Annotated in this window: 8 protein-coding genes; 3 read left to right on the top strand and 5 right to left on the bottom strand. The window is 62.4% G+C overall.

Annotated features, from left to right (window positions below):
* Positions 1–663: 663 nt before the first annotated feature.
* Both GXP70_RS27125 and GXP70_RS27120 read right to left on the bottom strand, forming a co-directional pair.
* A complete protein-coding gene (locus GXP70_RS27125) occupies positions 664–5,211 on the bottom strand; it encodes a DUF7948 domain-containing protein (RefSeq protein ID WP_162359692.1) in 4,548 nt (1,515 codons plus the stop codon).
* A gap of 218 nt (positions 5,212–5,429) precedes the next feature.
* A complete protein-coding gene (locus GXP70_RS27120) occupies positions 5,430–6,287 on the bottom strand; it encodes an AraC family transcriptional regulator (protein ID WP_162359691.1) in 858 nt (285 codons plus the stop codon).
* A gap of 139 nt (positions 6,288–6,426) precedes the next feature.
* Here GXP70_RS27120 and GXP70_RS27115 point away from each other — a divergent pair, with 139 nt between their 5' ends.
* Positions 6,427–9,159, top strand: coding sequence for an alpha-L-rhamnosidase (locus tag GXP70_RS27115; RefSeq protein ID WP_162359690.1), 2,733 nt, complete (start codon positions 6,427–6,429; stop codon positions 9,157–9,159).
* 136 nt (positions 9,160–9,295) lie between these two features.
* Here the strand turns inward: GXP70_RS27115 and GXP70_RS27110 are convergent, their stop codons facing one another.
* Complete coding sequence (locus GXP70_RS27110; protein WP_162359689.1) at positions 9,296–13,564, bottom strand: LamG-like jellyroll fold domain-containing protein; 4,269 nt, start codon at positions 13,562–13,564, stop codon at positions 9,296–9,298.
* 159 nt (positions 13,565–13,723) lie between these two features.
* On the opposite strand from GXP70_RS27110, the gene GXP70_RS27105 reads away from it, so the two are divergent.
* Positions 13,724–16,309 carry a winged helix-turn-helix domain-containing protein gene (locus GXP70_RS27105; protein WP_162359688.1) on the top strand — a complete coding sequence of 862 codons (2,586 nt, stop codon included), beginning with the start codon at positions 13,724–13,726 and terminating at the stop codon, positions 16,307–16,309.
* Positions 16,310–17,174: 865 nt separating this feature from the next.
* Here GXP70_RS27105 and GXP70_RS27100 read toward each other — a convergent pair.
* A complete protein-coding gene (locus GXP70_RS27100; protein WP_162355740.1) occupies positions 17,175–18,362 on the bottom strand; it encodes an IS256 family transposase in 1,188 nt (395 codons plus the stop codon).
* 215 nt (positions 18,363–18,577) lie between these two features.
* On the opposite strand from GXP70_RS27100, the gene GXP70_RS27095 reads away from it, so the two are divergent.
* Positions 18,578–19,249 (top strand): hypothetical protein, encoded by a 672-nt coding sequence (locus tag GXP70_RS27095; RefSeq protein ID WP_162359687.1) that lies wholly within the window; start codon positions 18,578–18,580, stop codon positions 19,247–19,249.
* Positions 19,250–19,930: 681 nt separating this feature from the next.
* On the opposite strand, the gene GXP70_RS27090 is transcribed toward GXP70_RS27095, so the two are convergent.
* A complete protein-coding gene (locus tag GXP70_RS27090; RefSeq protein WP_162359686.1) occupies positions 19,931–20,716 on the bottom strand; it encodes an SDR family oxidoreductase in 786 nt (261 codons plus the stop codon).
* Positions 20,717–20,816 lie beyond the last annotated feature (100 nt).

Here is a 20,816-nt window from a genome sequence, read left to right as displayed (position 1 = left end):
GATCCTTTATTTCGTCAAAAAGGCACACTTTCGATGCTCTCCGGAGGCAATAACGAATCCTGTGTCCGTTCGCAACCCAAACAACCCGATTTCCACCAAATAACGGATTCTGTGTCCGTTGCCCATGAAGACGATCCAGCCGGCATGGGCAACGTCGAAGAACCGAGTACGTTCTCGGCAGCCTTTACTATGTCCAACTATTTTAATGCGGCACCGCGTTAATATAGTATAATATAGCTAACATTTATGAACGGATGGTGTCGCGATGCTACGCTCGAATAGAGAGAAACAACAAGATTATGAACTGGTTTCCATTGAAGAATCGGTGCCTAAGCGTCGATGACCGCCGCCGTGCAGAACATGAAGAAACTTGCCCGCCACCTGGAAAGGAGGGCTTCGGAGGGATAACTCGCCCTCCGCAGCCCTATAATTGAACCGGGAACGAAAAAGAAAACCCCGACGTTTTGAAAACGCGGGTTTCTCTACAATCTGGGCGCCGCATGCAGCGGCGCTTTTTCTCGTCTTCCCGAGGCGGCGCAGAGGGACGAATCTTCTGCGCCGCCTTTTCGTGCGCGCCGCTCGGCGGGCCGCCATGTTGGCTCAACGCCGAACAGGAGCCTCCCGCGCAAGGCGGAAGACTCCTGGATGCTGGAAGCGATGCGGTTATTCTTCTTCTTCGGGGAATACCGTGACGACGGCGCTCGCCTCTCTCTCGGGGCCATTGTCGGAGGTCAGGACGACGACGCTGACGAGCTGCTCGTCGAAGTCGACTTGCGGCAGCTTGAAAGGGATGCGAACCCGCTGATTCGTGCCGATCGGAATGGCGGGAGCGTGTACGCGCAGCTGAAGCAAGGGAGCGACGAGCAGGGCGTTGAGCAGGTCCACGTTGCCGGTATTCCGCACGCCGATCTCGAATTGGACGATGTCGCCGGATTGGCCGATCGTGGGCGCGACGGCATGCGTGAGCACGACGTTCGGCAATTCGGCGGCGGTAACCGTGGCGGTCTGCGACTGCAGCGGCGTCTGGTCCGAGAAGGCGAACGCGGGATTGGAGAAGACGGTGCCGCCGACGGTATCGGCCGGCAGCGTGAACGGACGGACGAAGCTGCGCTGCTCGCCGACGGCCAAAGCGGGTATGCGCGCGCTGAAATCCGTCAGCGGCTCGACGACGAGCACGTTCGTCAGGGCGAGCTCGGCTTGGTTCTGGACGGTGACGGTAAAAAAGACCGTTTCTCCCGGATTGGCAACGGGCTTGTCGACCATATTGGTAAATTGAAGCAGCGTGCGCGGAAGGGCGACCGCAACCCGGAACTCGCTCTGGACGGCTGGAGCCTCGGCGGCGCGCACGGTCGCCCGGTTGGAGATGACGGTCGCGGTCGTCGCATCCGGGGGCACGCGGAAGGGAAACAGCAAACGGGCCGCCGCTCCGGGGGCGAGCACGGGAATCGTCTGCACCGAGCCGATCAGCGCGTCCGAGACGACCAGGTCCGTGGCCGGATTCGCCCCGGTGTTCGTAATTTCCACGGTGAAGACGATCTCCTCGCCGGGCTCCGCCACGTTGCGGTCGGCCAGCTTGCGGACCGCGATGGTCGTGGGCGCGCCGGGCACGGATCGCACGACGACGTCGGCGGTCGTCACCTGAGGCGCGGACTGCGCGGAGAAGGCGACGAAGGCATTGCGAACCACGCTCCCGTTCGCGGCTCCGATCGGCGTCGCGAGCGTCGCCGTTCTCTCCAGCGTCTCGCCGATTTGCAAGATCGGCACCAGCTCGTCGATGCCGAGCAGCGGATCCCGGAGGACGACGTTCGTCTGCAGCGCCGGCAGCAGATTGGCCGCGGTGAGCGTGTAGCTGACCACGGTACCCGGCGGAGCGACCGGCAGGCTCGCATGCTTGGTTAGCGCGAGCCCGGCGCCGAGGATCGAGACGGACGACTGTACCGTCTGGGGCCCGGTCTCCGCGGTCATGACGGTAAGCTCGTTGACGATCTCGCTCCCGAGCGGGGCGTTGAGCGGGATCGTGAACGGGAGCAGGCGCCGAGCGAGCTGGCCGACGGGAATATCGGGGAGAGCGAGGCTGACCCCGAGCAAGGGGTCGGACAGCCGGACGTTCGTCAAGGGAACATTGCCGAAGTTGGAGATCGATACGGTATATTGGATCTGCTGGCCGGGAGAGGCGCTGGCCGGGCTGGGAACCTTGCGCAGACCGACACGCGGCGCGGCAGCTACCGTCAAGGCGTATTCGGCGGAAATCGCCTCGGTCTGATCGGAGCTCGCCGTCGCCGTATTGACATAGATGCCGGGAGGCGATTCCAGGGGCACGATCTGAGAGACGGCGAATTCGCGCGAATCGCCGACCTTCAGGGACGGGATCGTCTGCTGCAGGCCGAGCATGTCATCGTTCACGACGACGTTGGTCAGGGCGACGCGCCCCGTATTCCGGACCGCGATCGCGAATTGGACCGTATCCCCCGGCACGGCATTCCGGCGATCGGCCGATTTGAGCAGCGTCAGCCGAGGGATATCGGTTACTTGGACGGTGGCCGCCGCCCGCTGAGGAACCAAGCCGTCGGCGACCAGCGTCGCGCTGTTCGCCAGGGTCGTTCCGATCGCAGCATCCGCCGGAATGGCGAACGGCACCTCGACGATCGATGTCGCGCCCGGCGCGATGACGTTCAGTGACTCGCTCAGCCCGAGAAGCGGATCGCTCAGGACGGCATTTTGGAGCGGCACGTCTCCGGTGTTGCGGACGGTGAGCGTGAAAACGACCTCGCCTCCGGGCGGAGCCTGGTCCGGCGAGACGGTCTTGGTGAAGTCGACTGAAGGCGCAGGCACCACCTGGATGAACGCTTCGCCGATCCGGGGGGCGGGCAGCTGGTCGGCGGTGACGACCGTCCGGTTCGTCAGCCGGCCGAAGGGCGCATCGGCGGGGACCGTGAAGGTGCCGCTCGTGCCCCCGGTCTGCCCGGCCGTCAGCGTGCCGATGTTCACGTTGATGCCGAGTCCCGCGTCGACGATGGTGACGTTGGTCAGGGTCGGGTCGGTGGAAGCGCCGACGACGCCCGTGTTGCGCACCGTAATGGAATACGTGACGGTGGAGCCCCTCGTCACTTGGGTCTGGCTCGGCGTCTTGGTGACGAACACGTCGGAGACGGCGGCGAACTTCACGAGGAACAGCCGCTGGTTGCCGAGCGGCGCCGTATCGTAGGCGCCGGGCGTCACCGGGAAGTCGGCGGAGTTGGTCGTCCCCGCGATGTAGGCGATCGCGCTGGGCGAGCCGGGGATGAACTCCGCGGCAAAGGCGGTCTGCTCCGCGCTGCCTCCGAGATACGACGCGTACACCAGCTCGCCGGCCGCCGCCAGGATGCCCACGACGGCCGAGGTGACGCCGGTCAGCGCAGGCTGGAGCGCATCGACGGTGACCGGGAAATTCGGGGATTCCGTATCGCCGACGAAAAGGACGAATCCCGGCCGAATCGTAAGGTCGAGGAGATGGGTGTCTCCGCCGGCGCCGCCGATGTAGGTGGAATAATTCAAGCTGCTGCCGGAGGAGGCCAATACCGAAACGAACCCGCAAGTCTCGCTCAGCAAGGCAGGCTGCAGGGCGCCGGGCGTCGTCGGAAAATCGGCCGACGTGGTGGAGCCGCACACGACGACTTGGCCGAGGCTGCCGATCGCGATATCCGCGCTGTCTTCCGTACCGGAACCGCCCAGATACGTGCTGAAGACGAGGGACGTTGCCGAAGCGTTCATCGCGTAGACGAACGTGCTCGTGCCGGGCGGCGCCGTTACCTGCAGCGCGCCGGGCGTAGTGGGAAAGTCGGTGGAGTCGGTCGTGCCGCAGACATAGACCAAGCCGGAGCCGTCCAGCGTTATGCCGGTTCCCCTGCTGCTGGCAGTGCCGCCGACGAAAGTGGAATAGAGCAGCCCCGTGCCCGAAGCGTTCAGCTTCGTGAGAATGGAGCATTCGGTTCCCGTGAAGGCGGTCTGGAAGGCGCCTGGTGTCGTCGGGTACGAGCTCGACCCGGTGGATCCGACGACGATGGGATTGTCCGCGTCGTCCAGGGCGATGTCGAACAATCTTGTCTGCTCCCCCGTGCCCCCGAGATAAGTAGAGAAGAGAAGCGCCGTCCCCGTACTGTTCAATTTCGTGACGAAGGCAGCCGTTCCGCCGGGAAAGACAGGCATGAACGAACTCGGCGTAGTGGGGAAATTCGTCGAGGTCGTGCTTCCGCAGACGTAGATATTGTTCAGGGCGTCCAGCTCGAGACCGCGGGCTATTTCGAAGCCGCTGCCGCCTAGATAGGTGGAGAAGACGATGCCCGAGCCGTCGGGCGTGAACTTGGTCACCGTCACGTCGATGCCTTGCTGCAGCGTTGTCTGGAACGCGCCGGCCGTCACGGGAAAAGAGGAAGCATTCGTGTTGCCCACGAGAATAGCGTGGTCGTCGCCCGTGACCTCCAAGGTATTGGCCGCCATGATGGTGGAATCCGCGCCCGACCCGCCGAGATAGGTGCTGAAGACGATGACCGGATCGATGACGAGAGGGAGCGCCGGGTCATAAGAAGAGGTGTCGAAGCCGATCAGCCAGCCGTGATCCGCCTCCGCCTTCTTCAGCGTGAACCGGCAGCCGACGGGCTGTTCGCCCGAGGCGGTCCTTTGATAGGCGTAGGGCCGGCTGTCCTTCAGCAAGCCGTAGTCCGTATGGACGAGCAGGTTGCCCTCCTCGTCAAGCCACGCCTGATCCGCCCCGCGCAGCTTCATTGCGATCCCGCTCGGACTATGGCCGGGACGCACGACCCAATCAAGCTTTAAGCTTCCTTCCTCGCCGCGCACGTGCGCGTCGATTCCCGGCCATAATTCCCGATAGACAGCTTCCCGGTAGATGGGCACGTGCGTGAGATGGCCGCGAGGATCGCTTCCGCGCAGATAGTGGTAGGAGCCCATCTCTTGTTGGCTGCCGATAAGCGCGGCATGGGGCGAAGCATGCACGAACTCCAAGTCCAGCGTCACGCCATGCGCCGTTCGGCTATCTTGTACCGTCAGGTAGGTCAGCAGCATGCGATCAGGCAGCAACGCGAACCTGCAGCCGTCGCCGTCAGCGACGAAACGGAACGCCGGCGGATAAGCGAACTGGCCTTGATTCGCTGCGAAGAAGAGCGGCAAGCGGCTGCGAAGCTCCCTCTTTTGGTCCGCAGAGCCCCATCTATTCATTTCATCGCCTCCAAGTCGAAAATGCCATTATTGAAGGTCTATGCGGCGTGTCGTTCGGACATTCATGGTTCATCGGCGAAAACCGCAGCACGAGCTGCGCTTCGCGATCATTCAATAACCCGTGCCTGGATCGAGCCCGCAAAGGGCGTTCCCGCTAAAGAAATCGCGATCGAGACGAGGACAACGATCTTGGCGCCGAATGGAGGGAACCCTGGATTTCACTGCGGCGCCTCGTTGCGGTACTCCCGCGGGGAGACGCCGTTCTTCCGCTTGAACAGCTCGTTGAAATACGGGATGTCCTGATAGCCGACGGCCGAAGCGATGTCGCTGATTTTGCGGTCCGTCGCGCGCAGCAGGCGGCAGGCCTCGCGGATACGGACGTTCTGGTGATAGGCCTTGAACGACATGCCCGTCCGCTTCATGAACAGGCGATTGAACTGGCGCTCTCCGACGCCGGCCGCGGCAGCCATTTCCCGGGCGGGCAGCTCCTGGTCGAAGCGGCCGTGAATCGTCGCGATGACCGTCTCGAGTCCGGTCGGGACGGCGGCGTCCGCGCTCGCGGCAGCGTTTCTCCCGTCCAGCCGGAACAAGTACACCAGCAGTCCGAGCACATTTTGGTAGAGCGCGGTTTCCCGGCCGGGCCGATCGGCGAGATATTCGTCGTGCAGCCGCTGGAACATACGATGGAATTCGCCGTACGTATCGCGGTACCGGCGGTAGCCGGGCGACGCCAGGAACGGCAGCATCTCGCTTCCGCCGGGAACGGCCTGCAGAAGCTGCAGTACGGCATCGGGGGCGATGACGCAATTATAGACGATCAGCGGATGCCGCGACGAAGGCCGGAAAACATGCGATACGCCTACGGGCAGCAAGAAAATATCGCCATGCGTGACCGGGAACGCTTCTTCGCCGAGATGGTGCGTCCCGGATCCTTCGCTGACGTAGCTGATTTCAATAAAATCATGACGGTGCTCCGTCAAGAGATAGTCTTCGACCGCGCGGTTGACGAAGATCGGCAGCGCGGGATCGAAGAAGTCTTTGCCGGCTAGCAGGAAGACGGGCCGTTGAATGGTCATTGCATGGAATACCTCCTGGCTGGAATGTCCGTTTAACCCTAACTGAAAGTCCCGTTCACCCAAACATTAAACCATGGTTCCATCTTATACTGAGTGCAAGAAACGAACAACAATCAATAGGGAACGGAGCGTGGGAATAATGGGTTTTCATGCGGAATCGCTTACATGCGAGTATCGTACGGATGTGCTGGGCCTTGACTTCAAGGCGCCGCGTTTCGGTTGGAAGCTGCGGTCGGATCGCAGAGGTACGCTTCAAACGTCTTATCGGCTGCAGGTTGCGGGAGCGGACGGCGACTATTCGGCGCCGTTATGGGATTCCGGCCGCGTAGCGTCGGATGCGTCCATTCAGGTTGCATACGCCGGGCCCGAGCTGAGATCGCGCACGCGCTACCATGCACGGGTGAAGGCATGGGACAGCTTCGGCCGCGAGTCGGCGTGGAGCGAATCCGTCTGGTGGGAGACGGCGTTCTTCACGCCGGACGAATGGCGGGCGAAATGGATTACGCCGGCCGCATCGGCCATCGATCCGCAGGCGACGCCGGCGTTCATGCTGGCCAAGCGTTTCGAGGTTAAGCCCGATATCGTCTCCGCGCGCGTCTATGCGACGGCTGCCGGCGTATACGAGCTGTACGTGAACGGCGAGAAGGTCGGCGACGAGCTGCTCGCGCCCGGCTGGACGAGTTACCGCAAACGGCAGCAGTATCAAACGTACGACGTGACGAACCTGCTGACAGCGGGCGGTCCGAACGGAATCGGCGCCATGCTCGCCAACGGCTGGTTCAAAGGCCGGCTGGGCTGGGAGACGACCTTCAATCTGTACGGCGATCGCCGGGCACTGCTGCTTCAGCTGCATATCGCCTATGCCGACGGCACGGAAGAAATCGTATGCAGCGACGAGTCGTGGAAAGCGGCCGAAGGCGCGATCCGCCTGTCGGAATTGTATGACGGCGAGACCTGCGACGCGAATCTGGAACAGCCCGGCTGGAGCACGCCGGCGTTCGACGATTCGGCGTGGAGCACTGCGGAGAGCATCGCACTTCCGGTGACCCATCTGACCGCCCAGGAGCATCATCCGATCCGCGTCATCGAGACGATCAAGCCGCGGGAGCTGATCCGCACGCCGAACGGCGAAGTCGTGCTCGACATGGGGCAGAACATGGTCGGCCGCATCCGGATGACGCTGGACGTTCCCGCAGGAACGACGGTTACGCTGAAGCACGCGGAAGTACTCGATAAGGACGGCAACTTCTATGTCGGCAACCTGCGTTCCGCCAAGCAGGCGATCGTGTACACCGCGGCGGGCGTGCCCGGCGAGACGTATGCGCCGACATTCACGTTCATGGGCTTCCGCTATCTGAGCGTCGCCGGCCTGCCGGAAGAGCAAGCGGAGGGGCTGATGGACGCCATTGTAGGCGAAGTCATCCATACCGACATGGCGCCGACGGGAGAGTTCGACTGCTCGAGCGACATGGTCAATCAGCTGCAGCGCAATATTCAGTGGGGCCAGCGGGGGAATTTCGTCGACGTGCCGACGGACTGCCCGCAGCGCGACGAGCGGCTCGGCTGGACGGGCGACGCGCAGGTGTTCGTCCGGACGGCCGCGTTCAACTACGACGTGGCGGCGTTCTTCACGAAATGGCTTCGCGATCTGAAGGCCGATCAGAATCCGAACGGCGGCGTGCCGTTCGTCATTCCGAATGCGCTGTTCGAGACGGACCCGCCGACGCCGCAGGAGAAAATTCCGTCTTCATCCGCGTGGGGCGACGCCGCCGTTATCGTGCCGTGGACGATGTATCTCTGCTACGGCGACGTCCGGCTGCTGTCGGAGCAGTACGAGAGCATGTGCGCCTGGGTATCGTTCATTCGGAACGAGGGCGAGAACGAATATTTGTGGAACACCGGCTTCCATTTCGGCGACTGGCTGGGCCTCGACGCCAAGGAGAACAGTTACGTCGGCGCGACGCCCCGCGATCTGATCGCAACGGCTTTCTTCGCGTACTCGACCCGGCTCGTCCGCGAGACGGCGGTCGTGCTCGGCAAGGCGGCGGACGTGCGCAAATACAGCGAGCTGCACGACCGGATCAAGGCGGAGTTCAGCCGCGAATTCGTAACGCCGAGCGGTCGTCTGGCCGCGCCGACGCAGACCGCGCATGTGCTTGCGCTCATGTTCGATCTCGTCGAGGGCGACGTGAAGAAGCGGATCGCGCGCGAGCTGAACGAGCTCGTGGTACAGAACGATTACCACCTGACGACCGGCTTCGTCGGCACGCCGTACCTGTGCTTCGCTTTGTCGGATAACGGTTATCACGCGACGGCCGTGAAGCTGCTCATGCAGGAAACGTACCCGTCCTGGCTCTATTCCGTGTCCAAAGGCGCGACGACGATCTGGGAGCATTGGGACGGCATCAAGCCGGACGGCTCGTTCTGGAGCGATGCCATGAACTCGTACAACCACTATGCGTACGGCGCGATCGGCGAGTGGATGTACCGTTACGTAGCCGGCCTCGACATGGACGAGACCGAAGCGGCGTACAAGAAAATCCGTATTCGTCCGCGCTTCGCGGACGGCTCGTTGACGCATGCGCGCGCGGCGCTGGAGTCGCCGTACGGGCGGATCGAATCGGGCTGGTCGCAAGAGGCGGATGAAATAACCGTGCGCTTCACGGTGCCGGCGAACGCGACGGCGGAGCTCGTGCTGGACGACGTCGCGCTGGCGGAGCTGAAGGAAGACGGACTCGCGGCCGATCTTGCGGACGGCGTAACGGCGGCCGAAGAAGCGGACGGCAGCGTAAGACTGACGCTCGGTTCGGGAAGCTATGCCTTCCGCTATCCGGCGAAGCAGGAGGCTGAACAGGAGCCGGTTACGGCGTAAACGGCACGAAACCCGGGATCGACCGGGACGAATGGCATACGAGGAAGAACAAGCCCCGAAGCGGCCGTTGATAACGGCTGCCTCGGGGCTTGTTCAGTAGGCGGCGAAGCAAGAAAGACGTTAATCGTCAAGAGCGTTAAATATGAAGCGCCTGAAGGAGCTTGAAGAGCGCTGCCGCGGCTTCGGCGCGGGTAACGGCGCCGGACGGGCGGAACGCGTTGTCCGGCGAGCCGGACAGAACGCCTGCCGCCAGCGTCTCGGCTGCGGCCTCCCTGGCCCAGACCGGAATGCCGGCCGCATCGCGGTAAGGCAGCGCCGCCGAGGCTGGCGGATTCACGCCGTTCGCGCGCAGGATGCGGGCGATGACGACGGCCAGCTCGGCCCGGGTCATGACCGCGCCGGGCTTGAAGCGGCCGTTGTCGCCCTGCATGAAGCCCGCCTGGGCAAGCGCTTCGGCTGCGGATGTGCTCCACGCCGGGATGTCGGCCGCATCGGCGAACGGAGTGCCGCTGCCGGCAGCTTGCAGCCCGAGCGCCGCCGCGGCGATCTTGGCGAATTGCGCCCGCGTCAGCTCGGCATCGGGATGGAACAGGCCGTCCTCGTATCCGTTCACGGCTTCCATGCCCGCGAGCCGGCTGACATCGTCGGCGGCCCAATGGCCGGCAAGGTCCGGGAAGACGGCGGCGCTGCTGTCGAGTACGGCAAAGGTCGCGAAGCGGAACGCTTGCGCCGTCACGCTGCCATCCGCATTCACCTTGCCGCCGATGTAGATCCACCGGGCCAATGGCTCATTGTAGTAATACACGGCAGGCCGGTGTCCTTTCGTCACGGCCGTCGCGTCGTATTGAAGCGTCAGCGTAATCGGCGCGTTCAGCGGTTCCGCCGAGCCGGCGAGCCTGAACCGCGGGCTGAGCGTCTTCCGTGGCGACAGCGGCGCATCCGTATCCGCCAGCATGCTCACCTCGACGGTACCGTCGGCGGCTGCCGCTCCGAACGGGACGTGAACGCGAAGCCATGGATCCAGCTGGAATTCCGATGTCTGCCGCGCATATACGTTGAAGCTGCCGTGCGCCGGATCGTCTGGCTGCCCGTCGTCGCCCGATGCAGCAGGCTGCGTCGGTCCCGAAGGATCGGTCGGCCTCGAGGGATCGGTCGGCCCGGAAGGATCGGTCGGTCCCGAAGGGTCAGACGGCCCGGAAGGATCGGTCGGTCCCGAAGGGTCAGTCGGTCCCGAAGGATCGGTCGGTCCCGAAGGGTCAGTCGGTCCCGAAGGGTCAGTCGGCCCTGAAGGATCGGTCGGTCCCGAAGGATCGGTCGGTCCGGAAGGATCGGTCGGCCCGGAAGGGTCAGTCGGCCCGGAAGGGTCGGTCGGTCCGGAAGGATCGGTCGGTCCGGAAGGATCGGTCGGCCCGGAAGGATCGGTCGGTCCGGAAGGATCGGTCGGCCCGGAAGGGTCAGTCGGCCCGGAAGGGTCGGTCGGCCCGGAAGGGTCGGTCGGCCCGGAAGGATCGGTCGGCCCGGAAGGGTCGGTCGGCCCGGAAGGGTCGGTCGGCCCGGAAGGATCAATCGGTCCGGAAGGATCGGTCGGCGGTTCCTCGATTGTGATCGTGCACGTTTGCGGCGCGGATGTATCGGCGCCGCCGTTCGCGGTACCGCCGTCATCCTGCAGCGTGACGGTAATGACCGCCGCACCGACCGCATCCGGCGCGGTCTCGTAGGTCAATGTGCCATCGGCCGCGATAGACGGCTGCGCTGCGAACCATTCCGGATGATCCGTGACGGCGCTGAAAGCAAGCTGCTGCGAGGCTTCGTCCGGCGCGCCTGCATCGATGCCGGTTGCCCAGCCGATTACGCTTTGAGCGCCTGCGTTCTTCGCGACCGTAAGATCGGCGCCTGTCACGAACGCCGGCGCATCGTTTACGACCAACACGGTGACCGGATAGACGCGCGCGGCGTGTTTGACTTCCGCCGGCAAGCCGTTGCCCGTGTCGGTGACGGTCAGCGTTACCGCGTCCGTGCCGTTATAATCGGCATCCGGCGTATAGGCCGCCTGCGAGAAGGCGGCGTTCAAATCGTCGGCGGAGCCGGCGTAGACGGCCCGTGAGGAATCGTCGTCCCCGTCTACGAGCGTCAGACCGGCATGATCCGCCAGCCTCAGCCGTCCGTGCTCCGCCCTCAGTTCGCCCGTCAGCACCGTATCCCCCGCGTCGTAATCGGCTGCAGGCTCTACGGGAATGAGCGCTGTTCCGTCCTCATTCAGGGCGGTTGCCGCCGGTGCCGCGAGTTCCGGCGCATTAGGACCGATCGTTCGGCTCGTCCCGCCGGACAGCACGCCGTTATGGCCGCCCAAGGAAAGGTCCGGCACCTGCGTTCCCGGAATATTTTCCATATCCAGATAAAGCTGCAGGCTGATGTCGCTTACGTCCGGCTTGCGATTCCAACCGGCCGCAAGCTCTTCGTCGGTCATGTACCGGTTCCAGATGCGCACTTCGTCGATATCGACGTTTCCGAATCGCTGCTCGCTGCTGTATATCGGATCATCCCGGCCGATATACAACGTGGACGCCGCAGTGGAACGGAAGGTGCTGGCCGGATAGTCGGCTTCCTTCACCTTCTTGCCGTCCAGATACAACGTGTAATAGGAGTAGCCGGAACCATCATCCAGGAAGGATACCGCATAATGATGCCAGGCCGTAATATCTTCGGGCGCAAAAGCGTTGACGACGGTTAGCCGGATGCGGGAATCGTTACGGCCGTCGATGACGTAGAAGTTGAGCGTGTTCGAGCCTTTGTTCGGATGGATCAAGAAGCCGTTCTTGCCTCTCGACGAGAGCAGAACGCCGTTCTCGTTCCAGGTCGGCGTTGCCGATCGCGCCCATACCTCGGCCGTGAATTCCTCGCCGAGCCGCAAGCCGGGTACGGAGACGCTCCCGTCCGTGCCGTTCGTGCGCAGGGCGTGGTTGCCCGTAATGATCGGCGCGTGATTCCGTCTGGCCACGGTCAGACGGAACGTCTGTGTCGCGGCATCGATGCCGCCGTAATCCGTCCCGCCATCGTCGCGAAGCGTGACCGTCACGGCGGTTGTTCCTATCGCATCGGCCTGCGGCTCGAAGGTCAGCGTGCCGTCCGCGGCGACGGCCGGCTGCTGCCGGAACAAATCGGGGCGGTCGGAGGATACCTCGAATACGAAGGCCTGATTTTCCAACGGCCCGACATCGATGGCGCTCGCGAAGCCCGCAACGGACTGCGGCCCGTCCGTATCGCCGACCGTAATATCCGCTCCGATGGCGAAGGAAGGCGCATCGTTCACGCCGTGAATGATTATGGGCAGCGTATACCTCCCTGTGGCGGGGAGCGCATCCGCACCGCTTCCGGCATCCGTCACCGTCACCGCCAGCTCGTCGCTGCCGGAGACGTTCGGATCGTTCCGATAGGACAGCGAGCTTAAAGCCGCAAGAAGATCCGTTCTAGTACCGGAAAGCTGCATGGATCGGCTGTCGTTTGCGCCGCCCGCCGGCGTGACCCCTGAGAGCGTGTCCGCATGCAGCATGCCCAGATTAACCGACAGACCGACCGTATACGGATCCGTTGCGGCGTCGCTGTCCTCCCAGGTGATGGCCGGGAGCGGCAATGGGCGCTCATCCTCGTACACGTCGATCGGCAGCGAATACGGCCGCCCGTTCAGCGCGTAGCCGCCCGAGCCGGTTATTTCCGCATTCGTATCGAAGTTCAGGTTCATGACAAGCCCGTCTTCGCTGCTGGCTATGCGCCGCGTTTGGTTCCTGCCGATGTCGCCGCCCGATAGATCCCCGTTCCACACGCGGACATTGTCGATATCGGCGTTCAGATACGTATTCCGGCTGGGGTCCTTGCCGAGCAGCACCGTCGTATTGATCGGCAGGGTATATCGGATGTTGAGGGGGGAGGGCAAACTTTGGACAAGCTTGCCGTCAAGATAGAGCATACAGGCCCGGTTGTTGAAATTGAAGGTGACCGCATAATGATGCCATTGCGTAATATCGTCCACGTGAAAACCGTCCGCCAGTTTGACGGCCCTGACTCCGTCATTGAACAGATAGACGTCGACGTCCGTCGCGTCTTTCACGGCCGACAGGACGATGCCGCTGTTCGAGCGGGCATCGAGCAGCGAGCTGTTCTCGTTCCACGTTGCCGTCCCCGAGCGGGCCCATAGCTCGACGGTGAAATTTTTCGCGAACGGCACGGCACTCTTGGTCGCATAGGCGTCCGTTCCGTTCAGATGCAAGTAAGCGTCGTCCGCGATGCCTACGATCGGCGGTTCGTTGCCGGCCGCTGCCGCGCGGGGCATGAGCGGAATCGGCGTTGCCAGGATGATTGCGATCAGCGCCGCCGAGACGAGCGTTTTCCATTTTGACAGAGTATGCATGCATGAACCTCCTCGATTCCTTCTATGAGGCTTTCATTCTAGCAAAAGGACCGCTGCAAAACGATTAACCAAAGTTAACTCGATTTGTTGTTTTTTCGCGAATAAAAAGAGAAAATGGAGAAAAATCGTCCTTGTTCCCACTGAATCTACGGAGGAATCATGAGCACATTAATAGACCGCACGCTGTTGAAAACGAAGATGACGCCTCCCGCTGCGAGGGAAACGCTGGTGCGCCGGGAGCGGCTGTTCCGATTGCTGGAGACGGGGCAGTCCGGACGGCTGACAGCCGTTTGCGCGCCGGCAGGCTATGGCAAGACGACGCTGCTCGGCGAATGGACGCGGAGCGCTTCCCGGCTGACGGCCTGGCTGTCGCTCGACGAGCACGACAACGACCTCGCCAAATTCTGGCGCTATGCCGTCCATGCGCTGGCCATGGCGCTGCCTGAAGCTTCGCTGCCGCGGAGCATCCCGCTCGCGAAGGCGCTGCCGAACCTATCGACGGCGACGCTGCTCGACTCGCTGATCAACGAGCTGTTCGCGTGCAGCGAACCGGTCGTGCTCGTGCTGGACGACTATCACGCCATCGTCAACGACGAGATTCATCGCAGCCTGTCGTACCTGCTCGAATACTTGCCGCCTCATGCGCATCTGTTGATCGCAAGCCGGACGGAGCTTCCTTTCCCGACGGGCAAATGGGTCGCCCGCCGGGAATGCGTCAATCTGTCGGTACCCGAGCTGCGGTTCACGATGGAGGAATTGGAGGCGTATCGTTCGGGCATGGCGGATATGCCGTTGTCCCCGCGTCAGCTGGACAAGCTGCTGGAACGGACGGAAGGCTGGGTGACGGGGCTGCAGCTGGCGTTCATTTCGCTGCGTTCGCAAGCGAACCGGGAGCGGTTCATCGAGGAGTTCCAGGGGCATAACCGGAACGTGGCGGATTTTCTGTTCGAGGAGGCGTTCGGGCATTTGCCCGCCGATGTCCGGGCGTTCCTGCTGCGCACGTCGGTCGCGGATCGGATGAACGCGGCGGTGGCGAATGCGGTCGCCGAGCGAGAAGACGGAAGGCGGATGCTGGAGCGGCTGAACGAGCTGCAGCTTTTCCTTCTTCCGCTGGACGAGCAGGACGAGTGGTTCCGCTACCATCAGTTGTTCGCGACCTTTCTGCGCGGCATGCTGAAGAAGGACGATCCGGAAGGATGGCTGCGGGCAAACCTGCTGGCGAGCGAAAGCTACGCCGGCCTCGGGCTGCTCGGCGAAGCCATCGACCATGCCATCGCCGCAGGGGCATTCGCGCTGGCGCGGACGCTGCTGGAGAAGCATATTACGACCGCGTTCCGGCAGGGGGAATTGTCGACGCTGCTGCGCTGGTTCGGCAGCCTGCCGGAGAACGACGCGTGGCCGGAGGATATGAGGCTGCTGTACGCGCTCATTCTGGCGATTACCGGCCAGGCGGATCTGGCGGAGACGCAGCTTGCGGCCGTGAAACGCGGGCTTGCCCGGATCGAAGGGGAAGCCGAGCGCCTGGCGGTGCGGAGCGGCATGCTGTTCGTGGAATCGAACGCGATTTTCTTCAGCGGGCGGTTCGAGCGGTGGCATACGTTCGCGGAAGGCGCGTCGGGCCATATGATGCCGGGCAGCCGGATTTTCTACGACGTGAACTATAATTTGACCGAGCCGCTCGTCCGCCGGACGGCGCTCGGGTTGAAGGGCATGCTTAATTCCCATACGGAGGCGGTGGGGCTTGGCTTCCTGCAGGTGCTGGAAACGCATGGCTGGCAGGATTCGTTCATCGGCCTCTACGTCCGGCAATCGCTTGCCGAGGGCTACTATGAATGGAACCGGCCGGCGGACAGCCGCCGGTTCGCGCGCGGCCTGGAGCAGGCGGCGGGGCGGATCGGCCTTCCGGGCCTCTGCGTGCCGCTGGCGGTTCTGTGCTCGCGTCTGCTGCTGGCGGACCGTCTGCCGCAGCAGGCGATCGAGACGATCGACCGGGCGATGGAAGCGGCGGAGAAGTACGAGGACGCGCATTGGTTGTCCTATCTGCGCGCCGCCAAAGCGCGCATCTACCTCGCGGAGGAGCGCGTCGCCGAGGCGAAGAAGGAACTGGCCGCGCTGGGGCTGTCGGACAAGGACAAGCCTGCGTTCAACCGCGAGTTCGAGTATTTGACGCTCGTGCGGCTGCTGCTCCGGCAGCGGAAATCCACGCCGGCCGTTCGTTTGCTGGAATGGCTGAAGCCGCAGGCCGAGCGCGAGGCACTGCTCTCCAGCCTGGCGGAAATCTCGCTGCTGCAAGCCGTGGCCGAGCACGGACGCGGCCAGCGTGCCGCCGCCATGCGCTCCCTGCGCGAGGCGCTCGCGATCGGGGAAGCGAATGCGTATGCGCGCTGCTTCCTCGACGAGGGAGCGGCAGCCGCCGAATTGCTGCAGGCGTATGCGGCAGCCGGCGAGACTGCGCACGCCGAATACGCGGCGCGGCTGCTGGCGGCATTGCCGGCGGCTTCGCCCGCGGCCGCGGGCCGGGCGAAGCCGCCCGAGCTCGTCGAGCCGCTGCTGGAGAGCGAGCTGGCGCTGATGGATTTCATCCGCCGCGGCGCGACGAATCAGGAAATCGCGAGTGAGCTGGCTTTATCCATCGGGACGGTGAAGGTGTACCTGTCCCGCGTCTACGGCAAGCTGGGCGTCAATTCACGCACGCAGGCGCTGAATAAGGCGGCGCGGCTGGGGCTGTTGGACGACCGCGGATAGCGGTCGCCGAAAGTTGCCGACGGGCGGGAATATCGGCCGGGATGCGCTCGGAAGGCGCCAAAGGCGCCAAAAGCTGCCGCTGGGCAGGAATTCCAGCCGGGACGCGATCTGGGGGCGCCAAAAGCTGCTTACAGGAAGGAATTCCGGCCAGGATGCGCCCTGGAGGCGGCAAAAGCTGCCAATGGGCAGGAATTCCGGTCAGGATGCGCTTTGGAGACGCCAAAAGCTGCCTACGGGCAGAAGTTTTGGCGGGAAGCGCTCCGGAGGTGCCACAAGCTGCCTACGGGCAGGAATTTCGGCCGGGAAGCAATGAATTCCTGCCTTTGGGAAGGAATTCTCCGCTTTGCTCCACGTGAGGCTGCGAATTTCTGCCTCTGGGAAGGATTTCACGGCTTTTCACGACCGTCTGCGGCGGGCAAAGCTGTTCGAATGACAACTTTATCGACACTTTTGCAGATCTTCGGCGGGTAAAGCTGTCCGAATGACAACTTTATCGACACTTTTGCAGATCTTCGGTGGGTAAAGTTGTCCGAATGACAACTTTACCGGCATTTTTGCAGGTCTTCGGCGGATAAAGTTGTCCGAATGACAACTTTACCGGCATTTTTGCAGGTCTTCGGCGGGCAAAGTTGTCCGAATGACAACTTTATCGACACTTTTGCAGATCTTCGGCGGGTAAAGTGGTAGCGTCAAGAAGTTTGTGTAAGCTAGTAGGAATATCCATCGGGACGATGGATATGTCACCGTTGTTGGTGCGTTTCGGTGGGGGAAATTCCCCCACCGAAACGCACCAACAACAAATTGAATTTTCTGAACTTGTTCGGTAGTCAAGGACGTAGCTCAAGCGATTAATGGATTTGGGGGATTATTCCGCGCCCGTATTTGGTGGGTAACGCTTGTTAAATAACTCAGTCAATTTCTTTTTCACAACCGGGTCTCCGAAGCCGCGAATCACCCGGGTTTCAAAGCGCTCATTGTAGTCGGTTAGCTCCAGATAGATAATTTTCTCGGCTGCATCCATATTCGTTAAGCTGTTCATGGGCTTTAGGCGTTTGCGAATTTCTTTGTTCATCCGCTCGATGGGATTGGATGTGTAAATGGCCTCTTTAATCAAGGACGGGTACTTGTAGAACGTTAGTAGCGTCGTCAATTGCTCTTCCCAAGCCTTTATTTCCTTTGGGTATAACTTGTCCCACTTCGCTTTCAGCGTATCGAACTCGGCGAGCGCGAGCTCGTGATCGGGCGCGTTGTAGACGGTCTTTAACGCGTCCAGGAAGTCCGCTCTATGCTGCACGCGGATTTTTGGGAAAGTTGCCCGTACCTTATGTACGACGCAATGCTGCACGTCGGCCTTGGGATAGGTCTCACGAAATGCCGTGTCTAGCCCGGGCAACCCATCAAACACACCCAGCAGGACTTCTTGAACTCCACGGCTATACAGGTCTTTGAGTACGTCACGCCAGCCGTTGGCGCTTTCCTGGCCGCCAACGTAGAAACCCAGAATCTGACGATGCCCTTCTTCGTCGATTCCCATCGCGAAATAAACGACCTCGCCACTGACCGTACGGCGCTTTAGCTTGACGTAAAGGCCATCCAGGTAGATCACGCTGTAACGCTTCTGCAGGGGACGTTGCTGCCAGTTCTGAATGTCCTCAAGCACGGTGGCGGTAATGTTGCTCACGGTCGTAGGCGAGTAGTGACTTCCGAACATCCCCTCGATGAATCGTGCGACATCGCGGGTTCCCATCCCGCTCTTGTACATTTGAATCACCGCTTCTTCGAGCCACCCGTCTCGGCGCTGGTAGGGCTCGAACATTTGCGTCTGGAACTCGCCATTGCGGTCGCGAGGAACGGATAAATCCTCGATATTGCCGTACTTGGTGTGCAGGCTGCGCCGGTAGTAGCCATTGCGGCTATTCGGGTGTCCTTCCGGCGCATCTTCCATGAACTGTTTAATTTCTGCACGCATGATGGACTCGAGATTGTCTTTAACGAACTGAGTGACAGCATTTTCAAATAGATTAGATAGTGCCATTTCGGGTATAGTATTCATTGAGTAGGGTTCCTTTCTTGGTGACTTCGCAATCCCGAGAATACCCTACTTTTCTTATGTCTGGATAGACTCCAAACTTTGGTACACAAACAAATTTACGTCATCGGTAAAGTTGTCCGAATGACAACTTTACCGGCATTTTTGCAGGTCTTCGGCGGATAAAGTTGTCCGAATGACAACTTTATCGACACTTTGCCGGTCTGCGGCGAGTTAAGTTGCCCGAATGGCAACTTTTCGACTTTTTTGCTATTCTGCAGCAGGTGTGTAAGGTTCTTTGCAAGTCTACTGCTCTGGAGGCGCCAAAAGCTGCCGACGGGCGGGAATATTGGCCGGGATGCGTTCTGGAGGAGCCGAAAGCTGCCGACGGGCGGGAATATTGGCCGGGAAGCGCTCTGGAGGCGCCAAAAGCTGCCAATGGGCAGGAATATTGGCCGGGAAGCGCTCTGGAGGCGCCAAAAGCTGCTTACGGGCGGGAATATTGGCCGGGAGGAAAAGCTGCTCGAACAGCAACTTTACCGGCATTATTGCCGGTCCGTGGCGGGAAAAGTTGCTCGAACAGCAGCTTTACCGGCATTTTTACCGGCCAGGGGCGGGAAAAGTTGCCAGAACAGCAACTTTACCGACATTTTAGTCGGTCTGACGCGAATAAAGTTGTTCGTATAGCAACTATTCGACTTTTCGTCATTCTGAGGCAAGTGTGTAAGGTTCTTTGCAAGGCTACTGGCCGGGATGCGCTCTGGAGGCACCAAAAGCTGCCTACGGGCAGGAATTCCGGCTGGAATGCGTTCTCGAAGCGCCAAAAGCTGCCAATGGGCAGGAATATTGGCCGGGATGCGCTCTGGAGGCGTCAAAAGCTGCCGACGGGCAGGAATTTTGGCCGGAATTAATGCGCTCCTGGGTCACCGAAAGCTGCCTTTCCGGCATAAATATCGGCCGACATGCGCACCGCACTGCAGCCAGCCGGCCCTGCCTGCCAGCAGTCGCCGCAGCCGGCCCCGCGCCTAACGGCAGTACCTTGCAGCTGCCCCCGCCTACCGGGTAGCCGGCAGTCCACAGTCGGCCACTATCTGCCGACGCCCTGCAGCCACCCACGCCTACCGGCCAGCAGTCGCCGCAGGCGGCCCCTGCCTATCGGCCAGTCGGCACCCCGCAGCCGCCCTTTGCCAGCCAGCAGCACCTCACAGCCCTCTCCCCGCCGGCCAGCCGCCCCTCTCAGCCGCCCCCGCCTGCCGGCCAGCAGGCTTCTCCCGCTCTGCAGCCGGTGCCCTGCAGCCTACCGGCAGCGCCTCTCAGCCGCCCCCGCCTGCCGGCCAGCAGGCTTCTCCCGCTCTGCAGCCGGTGCCCTGCAGCCTACCGGCAGCGCCTCGCAGCCGCCCCCGCCTGCCGGCCAGCAGGCTTCTCCCGCTCTGCAGCCGGTGCCCCCCCGCCTACCGGCAGCGCCTCACAGCCGGCCGACACCGCCTCACAGCCGGCGCTTGCCTGCCGGCTGCGCCCCACGCACACGGGCCAAACAAACAAAAGGGGCCAGCGCCCAAGCGCCGGCCCCTTCAATTCTACACGCCGCGATTCTACACGCCGCGAACCAGCCCGCCGTCGACCATCAGGCTTTGCCCGGTCACATAGCTGTTCGCGGGCGATGCGAGAAACGCGACGTACCGGGCGAATTCGGCCGGTTCGCCGTAGCGGCCGACGCCGATTTCGCGTTCGGCTTGCGCACGTTGCTCCTCGTACGGGATGCCGGCGGACGCGGCGCGCGACTCGTCGAGCGTGCGGACGCGGTCCGTCGCGAAGCGGCCGGGCGCGGCCGAGTTGATCAGGATGCCGCGCGGCGCGTACTCGTCGGACAGCGTCTTGATCAGGCCTTGCACGCCGAGGCGCAGCGTATTGCTGAGCACAAGGCCCGGAATCGGCTGCTTGATCGACGTGGAAGAGACGTAGACGATCCGTCCGCCTTCCGCCGGAAAATGCGGCAGCGTCTGCCGGATCAGCCGCACGACGCTCATCAGGTTCTGCTGGAAGGCGTACTCCCACTGCTCGTCCGTAATGTCGGCGAACGGTCCTGCCGGCGGGCCGCCCGCGTTGCAGACGAGGCCGTCGATTCGGCCATGCCGTTCCGCGGCCGCGGCGATCAAGGCTTCAATGTCGGCCGCCGATGACATGTCGGCCTGCGCGGCAAGCACGTCCCCGCCGGTCGCCGAACGGATCTCGTCCGCCGCCGCTTCGATCGATGCCGCGTTTCTGCTGCAGATGACCACGTTCGCGCCTTCCCGCGACAGGCGCAGCGCGGACGCCTTGCCCAGTCCTTTGCTGGCCGCCGTGACAATGACGGTCCTGCCCTTCAATTCCAAATCCATCGATTTTCCTCCTTGGCGCTGCGGTAATGTCATGCGCGCTTCCGATCGCGCGCTTGCCTGTCCGGCGGACAGGCGGCTATTACAAGCATGCCTGATTTGC

The organism is Paenibacillus lycopersici (assembly GCF_010119935.1).
GTDB classification, from domain to species: Bacteria; Bacillota; Bacilli; order Paenibacillales; family Paenibacillaceae; genus Paenibacillus_Z; species Paenibacillus_Z lycopersici.
This window is presented reverse-complemented; position numbering and strand designations above follow the sequence as displayed.